Source organism: Billgrantia campisalis (assembly GCF_022341425.1).
GTDB lineage: Bacteria > Pseudomonadota > Gammaproteobacteria > Pseudomonadales > Halomonadaceae > Halomonas > Halomonas campisalis.
Genome location: NZ_JABFUC010000002.1, coordinates 77961 through 94137, shown reverse-complemented (window position 1 = coordinate 94137; position 16177 = coordinate 77961). Strand labels below are relative to the sequence as shown.

Annotated in this window: 13 protein-coding genes and 1 tRNA gene; 6 read left to right on the top strand and 8 right to left on the bottom strand. The window is 66.9% G+C overall.

Translation table 11 applies throughout. The annotated features are described in order from the left end of the window. Positions 1-42 precede the first annotated feature (42 nt). Together trmL and rep are read left to right on the top strand one after the other, a co-directional pair. Positions 43-534 carry a tRNA (uridine(34)/cytosine(34)/5-carboxymethylaminomethyluridine(34)-2'-O)-methyltransferase TrmL gene (gene trmL / locus HOP52_RS02405; RefSeq protein WP_238975623.1) on the top strand — a complete coding sequence of 164 codons (492 nt, stop codon included), beginning with the start codon at positions 43-45 and terminating at the stop codon, positions 532-534. Further along, complete coding sequence (gene rep, locus HOP52_RS02400) at positions 531-2588, top strand: DNA helicase Rep (protein ID WP_238975611.1); 2058 nt, start codon at positions 531-533, stop codon at positions 2586-2588. The genes trmL and rep overlap by 4 nt, the downstream gene beginning before the upstream one ends. 88 nt (positions 2589-2676) lie before the next feature. Here rep and HOP52_RS02395 read toward each other — a convergent pair whose 3' ends face one another. Next, complete coding sequence (locus HOP52_RS02395) at positions 2677-3522, bottom strand: c-type cytochrome (RefSeq protein WP_238975609.1); 846 nt, start codon at positions 3520-3522, stop codon at positions 2677-2679. Positions 3523-3809: 287 nt separating this feature from the next. On the opposite strand from HOP52_RS02395, the gene lhgO reads away from it, so the two are divergent. The 4 genes from lhgO (at position 3810) to HOP52_RS02375 (ending at position 7324) form a co-directional block, all read left to right on the top strand. Further along, positions 3810-5009, top strand: coding sequence for an L-2-hydroxyglutarate oxidase (gene lhgO, locus HOP52_RS02390; RefSeq protein WP_238975607.1), 1200 nt, complete (start codon positions 3810-3812; stop codon positions 5007-5009). Positions 5010-5061: 52 nt separating this feature from the next. Further along, positions 5062-5880, top strand: coding sequence for a hypothetical protein (locus HOP52_RS02385; protein ID WP_238975605.1), 819 nt, complete (start codon positions 5062-5064; stop codon positions 5878-5880). 107 nt (positions 5881-5987) lie between these two features. After that, complete coding sequence (locus HOP52_RS02380; protein WP_238975603.1) at positions 5988-7142, top strand: hypothetical protein; 1155 nt, start codon at positions 5988-5990, stop codon at positions 7140-7142. A 105-nt stretch (positions 7143-7247) separates the two neighbouring features. Continuing rightward, a tRNA-Arg gene (locus tag HOP52_RS02375) sits at positions 7248-7324 on the top strand. 270 nt (positions 7325-7594) lie between these two features. Here HOP52_RS02375 and HOP52_RS02370 read toward each other — a convergent pair. From HOP52_RS02370 to HOP52_RS02340, 7 genes are all read right to left on the bottom strand, one after another. Next, positions 7595-8074, bottom strand: a complete 480-nt coding sequence (locus HOP52_RS02370) for a cytochrome c (RefSeq protein ID WP_238975601.1) — start codon at positions 8072-8074, stop codon at positions 7595-7597. A 28-nt stretch (positions 8075-8102) separates the two neighbouring features. After that, positions 8103-11240 carry an efflux RND transporter permease subunit gene (locus tag HOP52_RS02365; RefSeq protein ID WP_238975599.1) on the bottom strand — a complete coding sequence of 1046 codons (3138 nt, stop codon included), beginning with the start codon at positions 11238-11240 and terminating at the stop codon, positions 8103-8105. Next, a complete protein-coding gene (locus tag HOP52_RS02360) occupies positions 11237-12619 on the bottom strand; it encodes an efflux RND transporter periplasmic adaptor subunit (protein ID WP_238975597.1) in 1383 nt (460 codons plus the stop codon). Before HOP52_RS02360 ends, HOP52_RS02365 begins: the two co-directional genes overlap by 4 nt. Then, the gene (locus tag HOP52_RS02355) at positions 12616-13233 is read right to left on the bottom strand and encodes a TetR/AcrR family transcriptional regulator (RefSeq protein ID WP_238975595.1); all 618 of its coding nucleotides are present in this window, start codon (positions 13231-13233) and stop codon (positions 12616-12618) included. Before HOP52_RS02355 ends, HOP52_RS02360 begins: the two co-directional genes overlap by 4 nt. A gap of 352 nt (positions 13234-13585) precedes the next feature. Next, the gene (locus tag HOP52_RS02350) at positions 13586-14248 is read right to left on the bottom strand and encodes a Crp/Fnr family transcriptional regulator (RefSeq protein ID WP_238975593.1); all 663 of its coding nucleotides are present in this window, start codon (positions 14246-14248) and stop codon (positions 13586-13588) included. A gap of 120 nt (positions 14249-14368) precedes the next feature. Continuing rightward, a complete protein-coding gene (gene trxB, locus HOP52_RS02345; protein ID WP_238975591.1) occupies positions 14369-15370 on the bottom strand; it encodes a thioredoxin-disulfide reductase in 1002 nt (333 codons plus the stop codon). A gap of 39 nt (positions 15371-15409) precedes the next feature. Further along, the gene (locus HOP52_RS02340) at positions 15410-16063 is read right to left on the bottom strand and encodes a DUF4395 domain-containing protein (RefSeq protein ID WP_238975589.1); all 654 of its coding nucleotides are present in this window, start codon (positions 16061-16063) and stop codon (positions 15410-15412) included. Between the last annotated feature and the right edge of the window lie 114 nt (positions 16064-16177).

Below are 16177 nucleotides of genomic sequence, written 5' to 3'. Positions count from 1 at the left end.
GGCCCGACTGCGTTGTGTCGCCGGCTGTTTCGGAATCCGCTTATGCTTGACGTGGTGCTCTACCAGCCCGAGATTCCGCCCAATACCGGCAACCTGATCCGGCTGTGCGCCAATACCGGCTTTCACCTGCATTTGATCGAGCCGCTGGGCTTCGCGCTTGACGACAAGCGCCTGCGCCGCGCCGGGCTCGACTACCACGAATGGGCCGCGGTGAAAGTCCATCGTGACTGGCCGGCCTTTCTCGAAGCGGTCAGACCCGCGCGGGTGTTTGCCGTGTCCACCCGCGGTCGCACCGGCTATCATGAGCCGGCCTATCGCGAAGGGGATGTGCTGCTGTTCGGCCCCGAGACCCGCGGCCTGCCCCAGGCGCTGCTCGACGCCCTGCCCGAGGCCCAGCGGCTGCGCATTCCCATGCTGCCGGAAAGCCGCAGCCTCAATCTCTCCAACGCCTGCGCGGTGATCGTCTTCGAGGCCTGGCGGCAGCTGGGCTATGCCGGCGCCGCGGACGTCGATCTGCCGAGGAAGCCTCGATGACCCCGACCATTGCCAGCCGCGTCGCCCGGCTCAACCCGCGCCAGCAGGAGGCGGTGCGCTATATCGACGGCCCCTGCCTGGTGCTGGCCGGGGCCGGCTCCGGCAAGACCAGCGTGATCACCACCAAGATCGCCTACCTGGTCCAGGAGTGCGGCATGAGCGCCCGGCGCATCGCCGCGGTCACCTTCACCAACAAGGCGGCCCGGGAGATGAAGGAGCGGGTGGGGGAGATGCTCAAGGGTAAGGAGGGCCACGGGCTCACCGTCTCCACCTTCCACACCCTGGGGCTCAACATCATCCGCGGCGAACTCAAGACGCTGGGCTACAAGCCCGGTTTCTCGCTGTTCGACCCGGAGGACGCCAAGGCGCTGCTGCGCGACCTGATGAACAAGGACGCCCAGGTCGACGCCGAGCAGATCAACGCCGTGCAGCACCAGATCTCCCAGTGGAAGAACGACCTGGTGCTGCCGGGCCAGGCGCTCTCCCATGCGGCCAATGACGACGAGCACTACGCCGCCCGGGTCTATGAGGCCTATGTGCGTCACCTCAAGGCCTACAACGCGGTGGACTTCGACGACCTGATCCTGCTGCCGGTGGTGCTGCTGCGCGACGACCCGGAGGTGCTGGCGCGCTGGCGGCGCAAGATTCACTACATGCTGGTGGACGAGTACCAGGACACCAACGTCTCGCAGTACCTGCTGGTCAAGCTGCTGATGGGCGAGCGGTCGACCTTCACCGTGGTCGGCGACGACGACCAGTCGATCTACGCCTGGCGCGGCGCCCGTCCCGAGAACCTGGTCACCCTGGGCGAGGACTTCCCGCGGCTCAAGGTGATCAAGCTGGAGCAGAACTACCGCTCCACCGGCACCATCCTGCGCGCCGCCAACACCCTGATCGCCAACAACCCCCACGTCTACGAGAAGTCGCTGTGGTCGGAGATGGGCCAGGGGGCGCCGATCCGCGTGGTGGTCAACCGCCACGAGGAGGCCGAGGCCGAGCGGGTGGCCAGCGAGATTCTCACCCGGCGCATCAAGGAGCGCTCCGAGTGGCGCGACTTCGCGGTGCTCTATCGCGGCAACTTCCAGGCCCGGCTGCTGGAGCTCAAGCTGCAGCACTATCAGATCCCCTACAAGCTCTCCGGCGGCACCTCCTTCTTCTCGCGCAACGAGATCAAGGACGCCATGGCCTACCTGCGGCTGCTGATCAATCCCGCCGACGACAACGCCTTCCTGCGTATCGTCAACGTGCCGCGCCGCGAGATCGGCCCCGGCACCCTGGAGAAGCTCGCCAACTATGCCACCGACCGCGGGGGCTCGCTGTTCGCCGCCTGCCACGAGCTGGGCCTGGAGCAGCAGCTGCCGGCCCGTGCCGTGGAGCGGTTAGGGAGGTTTACCCATTTCATCGACGGCGTGCGGCGGCGCATGGACGGCGGCGACGCCATCGCCGCCATCCGCGACATGCTGCGCGAGATGGACTACGAGGCCTGGCTCTACCAGAACGCCAGCGCCCCGACCATCGCCGAGCGGCGCATGGCCAACGTCTGGACGCTGATCGACCAGCTCGAGAAGTCGATGAACCGCGAGCCCGAGGAGGATGCCTCCGTTGAGGCGGGCGAGACCGACGACGTGGAGGCGGCGATCTCGCGGCTGGTGCTGCGCGACATCCTCGAGCAGCAGGCCGAGGAGGACGACACCGACAAGGTGCAGCTGCTGACCATGCACGCCTCCAAGGGGCTGGAATTCCCCCACGTCTACCTGATGGGCCTGGAGGAGGAGCTGCTGCCCCACCGCAACGCCATCGAGGCGGGCACCGTGGAGGAGGAGCGCCGCCTGGCCTATGTGGGCATCACCCGGGCACGGCGCACCCTGACGCTGACCCTGGCGCGCCAGCGCAAGGCCTACGGCGAGCTGATGGACTGCGTGCCCAGCCGCTTTCTCGACGAACTGCCGAGCGACGACCTGGAGTGGGAGGGGCGCGCCGACAAGGAGGACCCGGAGAAGAAGCAGGCCCGGGGCCAGGACGCCATTGCCGGGCTGCGCTCTCTACTTGGCTGAGGGCTCTTTACTTGGCTGAGGGCGCCTGCCCCACCAACGCAAACGGGGCGCCGCAAGGCGCCCCGTTCGTCTTACCGCGACTCTCGGGTCAGCGAGTCGGTTCGACCAGGTAGTCGGTGGCGGCACGCACCTCGTCGTCGGAGAGGTTGGCGTGGCCGCCCTTGGGCGGCATGGCGCCGATACCGGTGATGGAGTTCTCGTAGAGGGTCTCCATGCCCTGCTCCATGCGCTCGGCCCAATGCCCTTCATTGCCGCGAATCGGCGCGCCGGCAGCACCGGTCATGTGGCAGGCCATGCAGGCCTGGTTGTAGATGGCCTCGCCATTGATACCGGCCCATGCCGGCTCGTCATCGGTCACGGCTGCCTCGTCGGTGGTCGCTTCCTCCACGGCCTCGTCTTCGACCGCTTCTTCCTCGGTCACGGCCTCTTCGGTGGGGGCTTCCTCAACCGGTGCCTCTTCGGCGGGGGCTTCCTCGGCGACATCCGGCACGTCCATTACCGGCTCGAGCAGGTAGGCGGTGGAGGCGGCGACCTCTTCGTCGGTGAGGTTGGGGTTGCCGCCGCGGGCCGGCATGGCGCCGATCCCGTTGATGGAGTTGGCCAGCAGCTCATCCCAGCCCTTGTCGAGACGGTCGGCCCATTGCCCCTCGTCGCCGCGCACCGGTGCTCCGGCGGCGCCGGTGTCGTGACAGGCCATGCACACCCGGTTGTAGATGGCGCCGCCGTCGATGCCGTTGGCGTCGGCCACGTCATTGCCGTTGTCATCCGCCGGGGCGGCGGCGGTGCCGCAGTCTTCGCCCTGCAGGCAGAGCTGGCCGGCCGGCTTCAGGCGTTCGGCAATGGCATCGCGGTCCACGTCGGCCAGCACGGGCGAGGCGCCCGCCGTCAGGCCCAGGGTGGCCAGGCACCCCATGATCAGCTTGCTGGATTTCACTCTCACCACCTCTTGACGGTCCTGTTATCGAATTCTGTTCGTGGCGACATCGTCGTCGGCATCACGACAGCCCAGGGATGCCATGACGGACACAGTGCGCTCCAGTATACCGGCAACCCGAACCGCTGGAAAACGCCGTTGCCCACGCCTTTGGCATGATAGCGCCGTCGGGGCGCTATTGTGGCACAGCCGGGCGGCCGTTGGCGCCCCGGCTGGTAACTCGCCTCGGCGCCGGGGTATCGTGAACGGATGGTGCCCGGCAGGGGGCAAGGACGAGCGAGGCAGGCGTGTACGACTTCATCATCATCGGCGGCGGTATCCTCGGCTTCTCTACCGCCATGCAGCTGGCCGAGCGCTTTCCCGACAAGAAGATGCTGTTGGTGGAAAAGGAGAGCGGCCCGGCCCGACATCAGAGCGGCCACAACAGCGGGGTGATCCACGCCGGCGTCTACTATGCGCCGGGCAGCCTCAAGGCGCGCTTCTGTCTGGCGGGCAACCGCGCCACCCGGGAATTCTGCGACCGGCACAAGATCGACTACGAGATCTGCGGCAAGCTGCTGGTGGCCACCAACCCGCGCGAGCTCACGCGCATGGAGGCGCTGTGGGAGCGCACCGCGGCCAACGGCCTGGAGCGCGAGTGGCTCTGCGCCGAGGCGCTGGCCGAGCGTGAGCCCCATATCACCGGGATGGGGGCGCTCTTCATCCCCTCCAGCGGTATCGTCGACTATGCCCGGGTCGCCGAGGCCATGGGCGACGAGTTCCAGCGCCGCGGTGGACAGATCCGCTATGACCATAAGGTGACCGGCCTGGACGAGCGCGCCGGCGAAGTGCTGGTGACCACCTCCCAGGGCGAGTACAGCGGCCGCTATCTGGTCTCCTGTTCGGGGCTGATGGCCGACCGCGTGGTGCGCCTGCTGGGGCGCGATCCCGGCTTCACCATCTGCCCGTTCCGCGGCGAGTACTACCGCCTGGCCGATCGCCACAGCGGTATCGTCAACCACCTGATCTATCCGATTCCCGACCCCTCCATGCCGTTTCTCGGCGTGCACCTGACACGCATGATCGATGGCTCGGTGACCGTGGGCCCCAATGCGGTGCTGGCGCTCAAGCGCGAAGGCTATCGCAAGCGTGACGTCTCGCTTCCCGATATGGCGCGGATGTTCACCAACCCGGGGATTCTCAAGGTGCTCGGCCGCAATTTCAGGCCGGGCCTGGTGGAGCTGAAGAACTCGCTGTTTCGCAAGAGCTATCTCGCCGAGGTGCGCAAGTACTGCCCGAGCCTGGCCCTCGACGACCTCGAGCCCTGGCCGGCCGGGGTGCGCGCCCAGGCGGTCTCCCGCGATGGGCGGCTGATCGACGACTTCCTGTTCGTCAACACCCGGCGCACGGTCAACGTCTGCAACGCCCCCTCGCCCGCCGCCACCTCGGCGATTCCCATCGGCCGGCATATCGTGAAGAAGGTCTGCTCCATAGTGCAGGCGAGCTGATGGCCCCCCTTCAACGTGGCGCATCGCGCCCGGCGGGCGGCTGAGGCCGGCCATGTCACGCCGCCTCGGAGTCGACGGGCGCGGCGCCCTGCGCCGGCATGGCCCCCTGGGGCTTGCCGCTATACTGCTCCTGGCATGGTCGCTGCTGGGTGAGGCCACGGCCGGGCTGCTGTTTTTGCCGATCTGGATCGTCACGGCGCAGCTGATCGCCGCCGGCGGCTTCGAGGCCGCGCGCCTAAGGCGCCGGGCCTGGCTGGGGCAGTACCTGCGTGACGACTCCCCCTGGCACCGCTGGCTGCGCGGTGGTCTGTTGATGCTGATCCGCCACCAGTTGCTGGGGGCCTGCCTGGCGCTGCTGTTGCTGGTGAAACTCCGCCTGCTGGCGCCGGTCTACTGGGCGCCGCTGCTGGTCGGCGTGGTGGGGCTGGTGGTGTTGCGCTATGTGCTGCAGCGCCGCCTGGCCCGCCACGTCATCGCCGAGTACCTGCCGGCGGTGACGCGCCGGCTGGTGGTGTGGCCGGCGGCAAGCCTGCTGATCCTGGCGCTGGTGGTTCAGGCGCTGTGGCGGCCGCAGCCCTACCTGGTCGGGCTGGGCTGGGAACAGGCGCTGGTACGCCACGTGCCGTCCGGCGGCGACAGCCTGCTGGCGCTGTGCGAGCGGCTGGCCGAGGCCGTGACCCTGACCCAGTACTGGGCCATGCAGAATGCCGCCGAGCACGCGTCGCTGGGCGAGGGGCTGGCGCTGCTGGGCTGGGTGCTGCTGCTGTTGACGCAGAGCGCCTTCGGCTGGGCCTATGTGCGCCTGCTGGTGGGAACCGACCGGCTTGCCGATGCCCTGCGGCCGCCGGCCGGTAAGCCACCGGCGTCGTAGCGGAGGGGCGCACCGAGTGCCACGGGGCGCGGGTGGCCTGGGTCGAGAGCGGGCTGGGTCAAGAGCGGCCCGGGTCGAGAGCGGAGTAGTAGGAGGCTGAAGCTGCCATGAAAGCCATCATCGAGCGGGTCCCGTCGAGCCAAGCGCCCGGCAGCCAACGCCACCCGGGCTGGCGCCGGTGGGCGGTATCGCTGCTGCTGGTCGGCCTGCTGATGCTGTTGGCCTTCCACCAGAGCCATCGGCTGCAGCCGTCGGACCGCCAGGCGCCGCTGTTCCGGGTGGTGGTGGGCGGCGAAGCCCTGACCCTGGATGCCGAGACCCATGCGGCCTTCGGACGTGACCTGGCCGAGTTCACCGCCGACTTCGACGCCCAGCTGGTGGCCGAGCTGACGCCCTGGATGGCGCCGCGGCTGGAGGCGGCCTTTGCCCCGCTCGAGGCCGCCGTGCCCGGCTATCTCGACTGGTACTTCTCGCTGCGCGGCAGCTACCTGCGGCTGGGCATGGCGATCGCCGGCGATCTCGACGGCTGGCTCGAGGCGAGGCTTCGCGAGCGTCTCATCGAGCAGAGTGGCATAGAGTCGGCGCTGGACGAGCTGCAGGTGGACTTTTCGGCTCGGCTGGCGCAGGCCCAGCAGGCATCGCTAGAGACGCTGGAGCAGCGGCTTCACGCCCGCTATGCCGAGCGTCAGGTCTCACCGGAGAGCGCCGAGAGCGGCTATGTGATCGACCTGGGGGGCGTGTTTCACGAGGCCATTCGCGAGAGCCTGGACCGGCTGCGCTGGAGCACGGCCGGCGTCGGCGGGGCCGCCGGGCTGGTGGCCGGCCGCGCCCTGACCCAGCGGCTGGCCGGCGGAGCCGCCGCCCAGAGTGCCAGGGTCGCCTTAGGGCGAGTCGCCGCCCGCCTGGGCACCCATGCGTCGCGCTCCCTGGCTAGCGGTGCCACCGCCGGTGCGGTGGCAGCACCGACGGGTCCCGGGGCCCTGGTGGCCGGCTCGGCCGCGGTGGCCGTCTCGCTGGCCGCCTTCGCCGCTACCGAGTACGCCCTGCTCAAGGCCGAGGAGGCGCGCTACCGCCCGGCCATGGAGGAGGAACTGCTGGGCGAGGTCGAACGGGTCCGGGAAGAGCTGGGTGAGGCGCTCGAGGCCCGGGCCGCCGCCGCCACCACCACCCTGGTCGCCAGCCTGGAGCGGCTGGCCCGCCAGGCGGAAGCACAGGCCGAGGTGCCCGACGAGTACCGCATCTTCGGCCGCGAAACCCGCTGATGGCGCGCCCGGCCAACCGCGGGCGGGGCACTCGCCCAGGGCCAGGCTGGACAGCGCGACCCTGCCCGGTTACGATGTTGCCGCTTCACGCCGAGCGTGAGGTATGCGCCCGTAGCTCAGTTGGATAGAGTATCGGCCTCCGAAGCCGAGGGTCGCAGGTTCAAATCCTGCCGGGCGCGCCACGAATTCAAAAAAGGGCCTACGACACTGTCGTAGGCCCTTTTTTCTGTCCGTGCCCATACGGTGCCCAAGTCGGAAGGCATGAAGTGACCCCCACCAGAGCTGCACAGGCTATAGTGCAGCCATCAGGAGGACGAGATGAGCCAGGATCAGGCTAAGAAGGCGGCCTGACTCAAACCAGCGGGTCACCGAGAAGGTCGGTACGGTTCACGAGAACAGTCACGCTTCTGTAGGCGCGCCTCGGTATCCTGCTGTTCGGCCGAGGGTTCCATTCATTCGCCGTAAAAGTGCAACCTGAATTCTTCCTTGAACTCCTGATGGCAGTCGAGGCAGTGCTTCTGCACTCGGGAAAATGCTTCAATCACTGCTTCTCCATCCTCCTGACGCGCCTTTGCACCCATTTCCATGGCGGCTTCATGTACCTGCCTGTCGTGTCCCACGAAGCGTGCGGCATCGGTTCCGACAAAGCGCAATATACGTGTCTTTTCGGAGAGCGGTGGTTCGGGATGGTCGGCAATCAGGGGAGTAATTTCCGCTACTAGGTCCCAGTTTTCTCGGGAGATGGCTCCGACAACCTCACGCATATTTTCGTCGAGTTCGCGCATGATGGAGCGAAGCACTAGATCCTCGCTGGAGCTTTCCTGCTCTCTTGCTGAGTGTTGAATGTCATGATCACCAGCCATGAGCCAAGTAGGCAGGGCAGTTAGGGCGAGCAGCAGAACGCTCCTGGTACTGTATTTGCGTAAGGTCATGGTTATTTCCTGTTGTGATGAGCAATTATTAGCGGGTTTCTCGTGCCGGCCATCCTGTTGATGGCTCAGTCGCCTGAACCCACCCCCAGTCGTCGAACAGCACGTAGAGTGCTGGGATCACCAGCAACACCAGCACCGTAGCGCTGAGCAATCCAAACACCACCGAGATCACCAGCGGCTTGATGGCCGCCGCCTGGGTGCTGGTCTCGGCCAGCAGCGGCAGCAGGCCGGCGATGGTGGTGGTGGACGAGATCAGGATGGCGCGCAGCCGGTCGCGGCTGGCTTGGCCGGCGGCTGCTACGGCATCCAGCCCGCGCTCGCGGTGGGTCTTGATGAAGTGGATCAGCAGGATGGCGTTGTTGACCACGATGCCGGCCAGCGATGCCGCACCGATCAATGACGGCATGGAGAGGTAATAGCCCATCAGCACATGTCCCCAGATCGCACCGATGAAGGCTAGCGGGATCGAGAGCATGACGATTAGCGGTTCGACGTAGCTGCGAAACTGAAAGGAGAGGATCACGAAGATGCCCACCAGGCCGATCAGCAGGCCGCGGCCGATGGAGCCGCCGGTCTCGGCGGAGCTAGCAACCTGGCCCTCGAAGGAGACCGCCACACCGGGATGACGCGACCGGAAGTCCTCCAGCCAGCCGCTGCCGACGAGATCATCGACAATGGCCTGACCGCTGGCCTGTCGCGCATCCACGTTGGCCTCCACGGTGACGGTACGCCGCCCATCTATGCGGGTGATACGCGCCCAGTCGCGCCGCTCCTCCGTGTTGGCAACGACCTCCAGGGGCACCCGGCGACCGTCCGGCAGGGCGATGGTCAGATCGGCCAGGGCGTCGAGAGAAGTCCTGTCCGCTTCGGCCAGACGAATCAACACCTCGATCTCCTGGTTGCCGATGCGCTGGGTGTCGGCGATCTCACCCAGCAGCGCCGCGCGCAGCTGGCCGGTCACTTCATTGGCGGTCAGGCCCAGGCCATGGGCACCCTCGGCCATCGAGAAGGTCAGTTGGGGTTTGCCCAGGCGCAGGTCATCGATGACGTTGTAAACGGCCGCATAGCCATCGAGATGAGCGCCAAGCTCCAGCGCCGCCGACTTCATGGCCTCCAGATTATCTCCAGCCAGGCGCACCTCCACCGGCACCCCGGCGGGGCCGAAGCCGGGCTCCTGGATAATCAGCCGCTGCAGCCCCTCGATCTCACCAATGGCCTCCCGCCAGGCAGCGGTCAGTTCATCCAAGGTCACCCGGCGCCGCTCGGCGGTCAGCAGGTCAACGATGACGGTTGCCACATGGGGACCGGCTTCCCGGGCGCTGGGGTTGTGGTTGAAGCGCACCTGAATCGCCTCGACCAGAGGGGTACCGCCTGGCTGCTCCGGCGAGTAGCGCGTATCGAGTTCGCGCATCGCCGCCTCGACCCGCTCGGCCACCGCCTCGGTGCGCGACAGTGGCGTACCTTGAGGCATCAGGATACGTGCCTCCAGTACATCGCCATCGATATCCGGCATCGCCTCACTGCCCACATGCCCCCCGGCCATGAAACCGGCGGATGCCAGAATCACCGTGAAGACGAGGCCCAATACCGCATGCCGAAAGCGGATCGCCCGGTCGGCCAACCGCCCGACGGCCTCGCGAAAACCGCCAAAGCGACGCTCGAAGGCGGCCCGGAAGCGGGAGTCCTGCCCGTCGGCAAGCCGGCCCACGCTGCCCTTGAGACTGCCCTTGAGATGGTGGGGCAGTATCCAGAACGCCTCGACGAGGCTCGCCGCCAGGGCGGCGATCAGCACCACCGGCAGCACCTGCAGCACCGCTCCCAGCTCGCCGGCCAGAAAGGAGAGCGGGGCGAACACCGCCACCGTGGTGAGAAAGGAGGAGAGTACCCCCGGGAGCACCTGCCGCGTACCCGCCACCACCGCCTCCAGCGGCGTGGCGGCCTCCAGGGCGTGGGCGGCGATGTTGTCGGTGATCACGATGGCGTCATCCATGACGATACCGATGGACATCAGCAGCGCTACCAGGGTGATCATGTTCATCGACAGCCCGGTCAGGGCCATGACGATAAAGGCCCCCATGAAGGCGGCCGGCAGCCCCAGCACCGCCCACAGCGCCAGCCGCGGGCGGAAGAAGAGGCTCATCACCAGCACGACCAGCACCAGACCCATCAGGCCGTTGTTCACCAGCATCTGCAGGCGGTCGCGGACGATACTGGTCGCATCCTGGGTTAGCGTCAGCGAGACGCCGCCATCGAAGCGCCGTCGCTCCGACTCGAGTAGTGAGTCAAGACGCTCCTTGACCGTCAGGGCATCGTCATGCAGCGCCTTGCTCACCTCCAGCACCAGCGCCGGCTCGCCGTTGAAGCGGATCTGCTCCTCGGCGCGCTCGCCGGTTTCGGTGATGGTGGCCAGCTCCCCCAAAGTCAGCTCACCGCCTCCGGCATCGGAGACCACCACCAGCTCGGCCAGCTCGGCCGGGGAGCGGCGCTGGTCGGTAAAACGCAGCAGGATGTCACGGTCGGCGGTTTCCAGGGTGCCCAGCGGCAAGTCGAGACTCTGGCCGGCCACCCGCCGCGCGAGCTCTTGCACCGAAAGGCCGTGCTGCCCCAGCACCTCGCGGGGCACTTCCACCTGCCACTGGCGCTGGGACATGCCGTGGATCGCCACCTTGGCCACGCCAGGCAGCGTCATGATGCGCGCTTCCAGGCGCAGGGCGTAATCCTCGAGCTGGCGAGTCGGCATGTCGCCGGATACCGCTACCGCCGCCACCAGGTCGCTGCGGTGAAGCTCCAGCACTACAGGGGCGTCGGCACGGGCTGGCAGCTCGGTGATGGCGCTCACCTCAGTGTCAATCTCATTGAGGAAGCGGATGGCATCGCCCCCAGCAGACATGGTTGCTGTGGCACTGGCCAGGTTGTCCTGGGCAACACAGCGGAACTCATCGAGAAACTCCACGCTCTTCACGGCATCGTGCAGGCGCCGACACACGGCGTCCTCCACGTCGGCAGCGCTGGCCCCGCGATAAACCACCTCTACCGACACTTCCACCGGACGATAATCGGGGAAGGTTTCACGCTTGAGGTGGGGTGCGGCGAACAGCCCGGCGGCCAGCAGCAGTATCAGCAGCAGATTGGCGGCGGTGGGGTGAGCGGCAAACCAGCGAATCATGGCTGCTCTCCCGACACTGCGTCGCCCCAGGCCCGGGCGGCCAGGCGCGCCTCAGTGGCCTCGTCCCGGCGGACGGAGAGCGCCATGCCTTCGATAGCCGGCTGCAGGTCGTCGACAACGACCCGCTCACCTGGGGCGAGGCCTGCCTCGATCACCGCCAGATCCCCTTGCTGGAAGGCCACCGAGACCGGGCGACGTACCAGGCGGTCCTGTCCGTTGACTAGATAGAGCTCGCCTTGGTGGAGCGCCGACGCCGGCACCACGAGTCGCAGTTCGGAGCTCGGCGCCGACAGGCGCACTCGGATATACATGTCGCGCTGCAATGGAGGGCGGTCGGGGGGCCGCGCATCGCGCCAGGGCGCCTCGACCCTGACCACCACCCGCACGGCGCGGGTGGCCGGGTCGAGGCCGCTGGCCACGCGCACCACCCGGCCTTCCCAACCCACACCGGGCGCCCCGACCAGCGCCAGCTCGGCAGCGATGGCATCCAGGTCGATGCGCTCGCTCAGATCCAGGGTGCCGGGCGGCAGCTCGGCCGGCGCCACGCTGCCCAGCAGGCGCCGCATCATGCTGAACGGAATGCGCGCCTCCACCTCGGCAGCAGCCAGGCTATCCGCCTCGAACAGCCGCTGGCCAACGGCTACGAACTGGTGAAGCTCTACATCCACCTCACCCAGGCGTAGGTCATAGGGCGCCACGAAACGGGTATCCGCCAGATCGCGATGTGCCTGGGCCAAGCGCACCGATGCCCGCTCGCGCTGGGCTCCGAGAATGTCGCGCCGAGGCGGCAGCAGGGCCAGGGTGTTCTCCAGCGACGTCACCGCCTGACGCTGCCCCAGGGTACTGCGCCGCTGAGCATCGCGCTGGGAGGTCGATACCGACCCACTGGCCGCCAGACGCTCGATGCGCGAGAGCTCCTGCTCGGCGAGGTCGAGTGCCTGGCGCTCCAAGTCCAGCAAGCGCCGGGTATTGGCCTCCTCTGCCTCGAGCTGAGCCAAGTCGCCGGCCAGACTGGCCAACTCCGCCTCCGCCTCGGCGATGGCGAGTTCATAACGACTCGGGTCCAGGGCCAGCAGCAGAGTGCCTTCGGGCAGCAGGGCACCGCTCTCCAGTGCTGGATGGCGCTCCACCAACCTGCCAGAGACATTGGCCACGGCCTGCCAGGTCTCGGCGGGGCGCGCGATGCCGTGGCCGCGGGCCTCCAGGCGAAACGCCAGCGGCTGCGCCTCGATCACCGCCACCGCCACGGGCGCCGGGGGCGTGTCGCTACGCTCCGGGGTCTGGCGGTTAAGCACAAACAGCACCAGAAGCACCACGCCAACGGCCAAGCCAAGGGCAATTGCCAGCACTCGCCCCAAACGCTGGGCCAGGGCTGTCATGGCCGCGCCTCTCGCTCTTTCTGGATTCCATGACAGTAAAGGTGGAACGCACCCTGGGCCTGCTCAGCAATATGGTTCATGTCGCCGATAATCAGCGACTGCATGACCAGCCCCTGGATGGTGCCGATGAACTGCGTGGCTGCCGTCTCGACATCCAGCTCTCGACGCAATTCGCCTTCCTTCTGAGCCTCGGCCAGCAATTTCTCGATCCGCTCACGGTAGCGAAACAACAGTGAGCGAACCATACGTCGGGCTGGCGTCGGCCGGGCATGCTGCAGTTGGCCCATCATCAGCCGAGGCACGCCCGGATGCTCGACGATGAACGTGATATGGGCATGGAACATCGCCTCGAGCGCAGCCAACGGGCTATCCGCCGAGGCAGCGGCTTTATCCAGCCGCTTTATCACACGTTCGGCCACCCTGCCGATGACGGCCTCCCAGATGGCGTCCTTGCTCGGAAAGTGGCGAAACAGCGCGCCTTGAGTGACGCACATATGTTTGGCGATGCTGCCGGTGGTGATGTTGGCCGGATCATCCTGTGCACTCAACTCAATGACCGTATCAACAGTCCGTTCCCGACGCTCTTCGGCGGTTAGATTGCGCTTCTGTGTCATTACAAGCCCTGAAGATAGTAATTGATTACTACCTTAAGCTGGCCTAATGCACAACGCAACCAGATCTTGACTGAGGAAAAACTAGATGTGTGAACCCACCATGGCAGGCCGACCCGACGAAGGTCATCATCATGTCGCGGGCAACATCAAGCAATGCCTGGCCGCTGACTGAGGGGAAAGACTCGTTCAGAGTATTGGGCAGGCACGCCTCTGCAGTTGATCGGGGATGTCAGCGCTGAGCCGTTGTGGCGTTATGATCCGTCGACGACGTGGGAGGAGGGACGGTTAAATTGCCCTGTGAATCAGGAGTAGGGATTCGATTCATCGACGCTGCTTGCCTTGCATGGGTGGTTTATCCAAGTATTGCACGCCCGGAGGTGCCGGTAGGATCCGGCGGCAGGTCGACGATGTCGATGCGCCCGCGGAAGAGGCGCACCCACCCCCGGCGCTCGAACTCCTTCAGCAGCCGGCTGACCACCTCCCGGGCCGTGCCCAGCTCCACGGCCAGGGTCTGGTGGGTGATGTGGAGCGGGCTCTGGTCGGCGCGCTCCCGAAGCCAGTCGGCAAGGCGCTCGTCCATGCGCCGAAAGGCCACCTCTTCGACCAGCAGCATCAGGGTTTCCAGGCGCTCGCCGTAGGAGGCCATGATCTGGCGGCGAAAGGCCCTGGAGGCCCCCATCAGATCGTCGAACAGGCCATGGGGCAGCAGCATCACCATGGTTGGGCTTTCCACCACCGCCTCGGCACGGTATCCCCTGCCGGCCATCAGACAGCCGATGGAGAGGGTGCAGACCTCGGCGCTGCCGATTCGGTAGAGCACGATTTCGTGGCCGGAATCGCTGGTCATCTGGACCCGAACGCTGCCCTCGATCACCAGCGGAAGTCCCTGGCAGGCGTCGCCCGGCCGAAAGACCTTTTGCCCCTCCGGCAAGTGAACGATGCGCCCCTCGCGGCGGATCCGCTCCCGCAGGGTGTCGTCGATGCCGGCAAATGCCGGGTGGTCAGCCCCCACCATACTCCGCCCCTTCGTGCCTGTACCGGCCTGCCAGCGTAGCACGCCGGCTCAGAGCCAATGATGGACCCAGGTCAAGAGAAATGGCCGGCAGGCACGCGGCCCGCCGGCCATGGCCAGGCGTCAGTCGACTGCCACTTCGGCTGGCGTTTCAGCCCGCTGCGAGGCGCCTCCGGCGTGCTCCTGCAGGAAGCGCTCGGCGTCCAGGGCGGCCATGCAGCCCATGCCGGCGGAGGTAATGGCCTGGCGGTAGACGTGATCCGTTACGTCGCCCGCCGCGAATACGCCGGGCACAGTGGTGGCCGTGGCGTTGCCGTCCAGGCCGCTGCGTATGCGGATATAGCCGTCCTGCATGGCGAGCTGCCCCCGGAACAGCTCGGTATTGGGCTTGTGGCCGATGGCGATGAAGACACCGTCGACGTCCAGCTCCCTTGTCCCGTCGCTGTCGGTCGCGCGCAGCCGTGCCCCCGTGACGCCGCTGTCATCGCCCATCACCTCGTCTAGGGTATGGTTCCACAGCAGGGTGACGCGGCCGGCCTTCTCCCGCTCGAACAGCCGCTGCTGCAGCACCTTCTCGGCCCGCAGCTGGTCCCGACGGTGTACCAGGGTGACGTGCTCGGCGATGTTGGAGAGATACAGCGCCTCCTCCACGGCCGTGTTGCCCCCGCCGATCACCGCCACCTTGCGGCTGCGGTAGAAGAAGCCGTCGCAGGTGGCGCAGCCCGAAACGCCGCGGCCCATGAAGGCCGCCTCGGACTCCAGGCCCAAGTACTGGGCGCTGGCCCCGGTGGCGATGATCAGGGCGTCGCAGGTATAGCTGCCGTTGTCGCCCTCGAGCCGGAACGGACGCTGCTGCAACGCCACGGTGTGGATGTGATCGATGATCACCCGGGTGCCGAACCGCTCGGCGTGGGCGCGCATGTCGTCCATCAGCGCCGGCCCCTGCAGCCCCTCCGGGCCCCCGGGCCAGTTCTCCACCTCCGTGGTGGTGGTGAGTTGCCCGCCCACCTGCAGGCCGGTGACGACAACCGGTTCCAGGTTGGCGCGGGCGGCGTAGACCGCGGCGGTGTAACCGGCGGGGCCGGATCCGAGGATCAATAGCGGTGCGTGAGTGATCGTGCTCATGGTGATTCCTCCGACTAGCCTGGGTTACCGAGGCCTGGGTTACTTGGTGGCGCTTGTCGCAACCACTGCCGAACCGCGCTGAGGCTGCTCGAGCTGAGCCACGAAGGGGGCCGCGGCGAGTACGCCTGCGATGACCAGCACCGCAACCGCCAGTTGGCTACGCTTGGTTTGCGTGATGGGCGCGCGGGTCTTGAGCATGCAGACCCCGCCGGGGCAGAGCTGGGCCTTCTCGCGGAACACCAGGTTGTAGAGCTTGCAGCCGATGCAGATCCCGAACGCCGTCTCGAAGAACATCAGCCCGATGCACATCATGCAGATCGCCAGCACCACGGGGCCGGCCATGTTGAAGCCGTAGACGAGCACCATCACGGTTGTCGCCATCACCAGGCCCAGGGCCCAGGCGAAGCGCTTCTGCGGCGCCCCGGCATACTCGGGCTCCTGGTTGTGCACCATGAGCCGGCCCAGCACCAGGCTCGGGGAGTAGCGCGGATTGATCACGCGGATCGAGAAATCCACGAAGAAGGCCAGCACCACCAGGCGCATGACGGTGAAGTCACCCAGCAGGAATGCCTGAAAGAATCCCACCATGGCAGCGAAGAACAGGATGCCCGCACCGGCGCGCACCTCCCGCTCATTCAGAACCGGGACGGGATACTCCGGCATTGTCTCGCCAAACTGAAATACCTTAGCCATTTCGAAGCCCTCCAGAGCTGTTTCGACACGCTCATTGAAGCCCTGTCGGGTGACGCCATCAGTGACATTGTTACAGAGCGATAGCTGCGTTCCCTCCCGAAGCACCCTGAGCAG